At 74.0% G+C, this 4,709-nt stretch carries 3 protein-coding genes; 2 read left to right on the top strand and 1 reads right to left on the bottom strand.

What is annotated here, in order from left to right; translation table 11 throughout:
* Positions 1-1,522 (top strand): cytochrome P450 family protein (locus E1283_RS37670; RefSeq protein ID WP_207930616.1); only part of this gene is annotated, 1,522 nt, incomplete at its 5' end.
* A gap of 61 nt (positions 1,523-1,583) precedes the next feature.
* Here the strand turns inward: E1283_RS37670 and E1283_RS32095 are convergent.
* On the bottom strand, positions 1,584-2,615 hold the full coding sequence (locus E1283_RS32095; protein WP_132821685.1) for a terpene synthase family protein: 1,032 nt from the start codon (positions 2,613-2,615) through the stop codon (positions 1,584-1,586).
* Positions 2,616-2,919: 304 nt separating this feature from the next.
* On the opposite strand from E1283_RS32095, the gene E1283_RS32090 reads away from it, so the two are divergent.
* A complete protein-coding gene (locus E1283_RS32090; protein ID WP_132821684.1) occupies positions 2,920-4,692 on the top strand; it encodes an NAD+ synthase in 1,773 nt (590 codons plus the stop codon).
* The last annotated feature ends 17 nt before the right edge of the window (positions 4,693-4,709 follow it).

Here is a 4,709-nt window from a genome sequence, read left to right as displayed (position 1 = left end):
ACCCATCGGAGGCACCGTGACCAGGCCGTCGTCTGACCCGTCCCCCACCGGCCAGCCGGCCGGCGGGCTGACCGCCGCCGTCCCACCGCCCGGCTGTCCCGCCCACGACCCGGGTCCCGGCGGGGTCCACCGGCTGTACGGCCCCGTCGCCTCGGCCGACCCGTTCGGCCTCTACGAGCAGCTGCGCGCCGAGCACGGCTCGGTCGCCCCCGTGCTGCTGGAGGGAGACGTGCCGGCCTGGCTGGTGCTCGGCTACGCGGAGATCCTCGAAGTGACCCGCAACCCACGGCGGTTCAGCCGGGACGGCCGCAACTGGGGCGAGTACCGGGCCGGTCGGGTGAGCCCGGCCTCCGCCATCGCGCCGGTGCTGCTGTGGGGGCCGGACTGCACCCACCAGGACGGCGAGGTGCACCAGCGGCTGCGGTCCGCCCTCAACCAGAGCCTGGACCGCTTCGACCGGCGCGGGCTGCGCCGCCATGTGCAGCGCCACGCCCACCAGTTGATCGACCGGTTCACGGCGGACGCGCAGGCCGAGATCCTCGCGCAGTACGCCCAGCAGCTGCCGATGCTGGCCCTGACCACCGTGCTCGGCCTGCCGGAGGAGGAGGGGCCGCGGCTGGTGCGGGCCAGCCGCCAGCTGCTGATCGGCACCGAGAAGGCGGTCACCGCCGACCAGTACATCCAGCGCGCGCTGCGGGAGTTGGTGGCGCGCAAGAGCACGGACCCCGGCCACGACCTGGCGTCCTGGCTGCTCGCCCACCATGGCGACCTCTCCGACGAGGAGGTGGTGCACCATCTGCGTCTGGTGATGGTCGCCGGCAACGAGACCACCACCAACCTGATCGTCAACACCCTGCGGGTGGTGCTGACCCACCCCCGGTTCCGCGGCTCGCTGCACGGCGGCCGGATGACGCTGCCGGCGGCGGTGGAGCAGGTGCTGTGGGACGAGCCGCCGATCTCGGTGTGCCCCGGTGGCTTCGCCACCCAGGACGTGGAGTTGGGCGGCCAACACATCAGGGAGGGCGACGTGTTACTCCTGGGGCTGGCGGCGGCCAACGTCGACCCGGTGGTGCGGCCGGCGCCCGGCGCGCCGATGCACGGCAACCGCTCCCATCTGGCGTTCACCAGCGGGCCGCACGAGTGCCCGGGGCAGGACATCGGCCGGGCCATCACGGGCACGGCGATCGAGGTGCTGCTCGGCAGGCTGCCCGACCTGCGGCTGACGACCGAGCCAGACGACCTGAGCTGGTCCTCGTCGACCTGGTCCCGCCATCTCGACGCGTTGCCCGTGATGTTCTCGCCCCGCGCGCCGCGCCCGCCGTCCGGCCCGGCGGCCACCCCGACGACCGGCACGATCACCATGCCACCGCGGAAGGCGGCCTCCGACCCGGCCCCCGACGCCACCCGGCGCCCGCGGCGCGGCTGGCGCTCACTGCCCGGCCGGCTCGCCCGCCTGACCCGCCGCGGTCCCCTCGGCCGTCTCGGCCGTCTCGGCAGCCGGGGGCGCCGCCGGCGCCGGTGACCCCCGCGACCGCCGCGACACCCGCGGCGCCGGGCGCCGCCGACCGCCGGGTACCGACGGTTCAGCCACCGGCGGGCGCGGCCGCGACGCCCTCACCGGCGATGGTCGCCGCCACCGGGGGTGCCACCGGCGGCGCCGGCCTGGCATAGCGGGCGGTGACCACACCCCACCGCTGGTTCCCGACCATCCAGCCTCGCAGCCCGGTCAGATAGCGCTCCAGGTCGGCCCGCCCCCGGTCGTCGACGCCCCACCGCTCGCACAGCTCGGGCACCCGGGCGGACAGCGCGACGAAGAGCCGGGCCCGGCTGGCCACCAGCCGGGTGACCTGCCGCACCGCCTCCTCCCGCGAGGAGCCGCGGGTCCGCTCCCTGATCAGCACCAGGTTGTGCGGGTCGCCCTGCGCCTCCTCGCGCTCCACCGAGTGCACGTCGTTGCAGAGGAAGACGACGTCGCCCGCGCAGCGGGTGAGCAGCCGGACCTCGCGGCTCCAGTAGAGGCCGGGCGGCACCTCGAAGTGTCCGGCCCGCTCGATCAGGTCGAAGCACGGCGCGGTGCCGACGGCCTGGCGGCGCAGCCGCACATAGCCGGCCTCGTCCATCGGGGCACCCTGGGCGCGGTTCCGCGCCTCACGCACGTAGGCCCGGAAGAAACGGGCCAGGTTGGCGGCGGCCCTGGCCCGCCAGTCCTGGGACATGCCGACGACGCTGCGCCGCCAGACGTCGGTGTAGGCGCGGACCACCGGCGCGTCGAGCCGGGGCCGGGTGCCGGGGACGCGGTAGGGCACGGCGGCCAACTCGGTGACCAGCTGGGCGACCCGCTCCGGCTGCCGGCCGAACGGCCCGTCGAACAGGTCGTCGAGCGGGAAGCCGAGGCAGACGGCGTCGGTGACCAGGTCGAGGTCGCCGCCGCCCGCCTCCGGATAGGCGTAGGCGGCCAGGTCGGTCAACTGCCAGCCCTGGTAGCGGCGCACGGCCTCCTCGCCCGCGACCAGGCCGTGCCGCCGCACCCAGTCCAGATGGTGGGCGCGCGCCCGGCTGGCGCCCGGGTTGATGCTGCCTCGGAAGGGCAGGTAGAAGCTGATGTCCTGCGGCATGGCCGCGCCCCTTTCCTTCATGGCGTCGTCCCGTTGTCACGCGCAGGTCGGTTCAGCCCTGCCCCTCGACCTGTCCCCGTAACCGGCGGTCGCGGATCCTGGCCGGATCCCAGGGGGCTTCTCTCCCACCGCTCGGTTGCGATCGCCATCCCCCGCGACGATGACCTTTTCCACCAGGATTGCGTCATTCGCGGATCATTCCCTATCGCGCAGCCGGGCGCGGGACGCCACGACAGGCCACGGCCGAAAGCCGACGAAAGGACCGCACCCCCATCGCGTCAGTCGGACGATTACACTCGACCGCGTGCCTCAGCTACGTATCGCCCTCAACCAGATCGACTCCACCGTCGGCGATCTGCCCGGCAACGCCGACGCGGTGCTGCGCTGGACGCGGCACGGCGTCGACCACGGCGCGCACCTGGTCGCCTTCCCCGAGATGATGCTCACCGGCTATCCCGTCGAGGACCTGGCCCTGCGCCCGTCCTTCGTGACCGCCAGTCGGAGGGCGCTGCGCGACGTCGCGACCCGGCTGGCCGCCGAGGGCCTCGGCGAGGTGCCGGTGGTGCTCGGCTACCTGGACCGGGCCGAACACTCCCGGGCGAACACGGGCCAACCGGCCGGCGCCCCCCAGAACGCGGCGGCCGTGCTGCACCGCGGCGAGGTGGTGCTGACCTTCGCCAAGCACCACCTCCCCAACTACGGCGTCTTCGACGAGTTCCGCTACTTCGTGCCCGGCGAGACGCTGCCGGTGGTCCGGGTGCGCGGCGTGGACGTGGCCCTGGCCATCTGCGAGGACCTCTGGCAGGACGGCGGCCGCGTCCCGGCCTCCCGGGCGGCCGGCGCCGGGCTGCTGCTGGCGATCAACGCCTCCCCCTACGAGGTCGCCAAGGACGACACCCGGCTCGAACTGGTGCGCAAGCGGGCCCAGGAGGCGGGCTGCGCACTCGCCTACGTGGCGCTGACCGGCGGCCAGGACGAGCTGGTCTTCGACGGCGACTCGATCGTCGTCGACCGGGACGGCACGGTGCTGGCCCGCTCGTCGCAGTTCGCCGAGGAGTGCGTGCTGCTCGACCTCGAACTGCCGGCCGCATCCGACGAACCGCCGGTCGGGCTCGCGGACGACGGCCTGACGATCGACCACCACACGCTCTCCGCCGACCCGCTGCCGCCCTACGAGCCGGCCCACCGCGGCACCGTCGCGGACCGGCTCGACGATGCCGAGGAGATGTACGAGGCGCTGGTCACCGGCGTCCGCGCCTACGTCGGGAAGAACGGCTTCCGCACGGTGCTCATCGGCCTCTCCGGCGGCATCGACTCGGCGCTCTGCGCGGCCATCGCCTGCGACGCGTTGGGCCCCGACCGGGTCTTCGGGCTCTCCATGCCCTCCCGCTACTCCTCGGAACACTCCAAGGACGACGCCGTGGAGCTGGCCAGGCGCACCGGCCTCTCGCTCCGCACCGTGGCGATCGGCGGCATGTTCGACGCCTACCTGGACGCGGTGGAACTGACCGGCCTCGCCGAGGAGAACCTCCAGTCCCGGCTGCGCGGCACCCTGCTGATGGCCGTCTCCAACCAGGAGGGCCACATCGTCCTGGCCCCCGGCAACAAGAGCGAACTGGCCGTCGGCTACTCCACGCTCTACGGCGACTCGGTCGGCGCGTACGGGCCGATCAAGGACGTCTACAAGACGGTCGTCTACCGCCTGGCCCACTGGCGCAACGAAGCCGCGGCCCGGCGGGGCGAGACCCCGCCGATCCCGGAGAACTCCATCGCCAAGCCGCCGAGCGCGGAGCTGCGGCCCGGCCAGGTGGACACCGACTCGCTGCCGGACTACGACGTGCTGGACGGCGTCCTGGAGCTGTACGTCGACCGCGACCGCGGCGCGGACGAGATCGTCGCCGCCGGCTACGACCCGGAGCTGGTCTCCCGGGTGCTGCGGCTGGTCGACACCGCCGAGTACAAGCGGCGGCAGTACCCGCCGGGCACCAAGATCTCCCCCAAGGTCTTCGGCAAGGACCGCCGCCTGCCGCTCACGAATCGCTGGCGCGAGGGCCGGGGCCTGCCCGGCCGGGGCTGACCGCCCTCGCCCCCACC

The organism is Streptomyces hainanensis (assembly GCF_004348415.1).
Lineage (GTDB): Bacteria > Actinomycetota > Actinomycetes > Streptomycetales > Streptomycetaceae > Streptomyces > Streptomyces hainanensis.
The sequence above is the reverse complement of the archived record's forward strand: the minus strand, read 5'-3'. Positions and strand labels throughout refer to the sequence as shown.

Bases quoted from the DNA above. Each gene is read 5' to 3' on its own strand.
- E1283_RS32095 (WP_132821685.1), bottom strand. From the start codon at position 2,615: ATGCCGCAGGACATCAGCTTCTACCTGCCCTTCCGAGGCAGCATCAAC.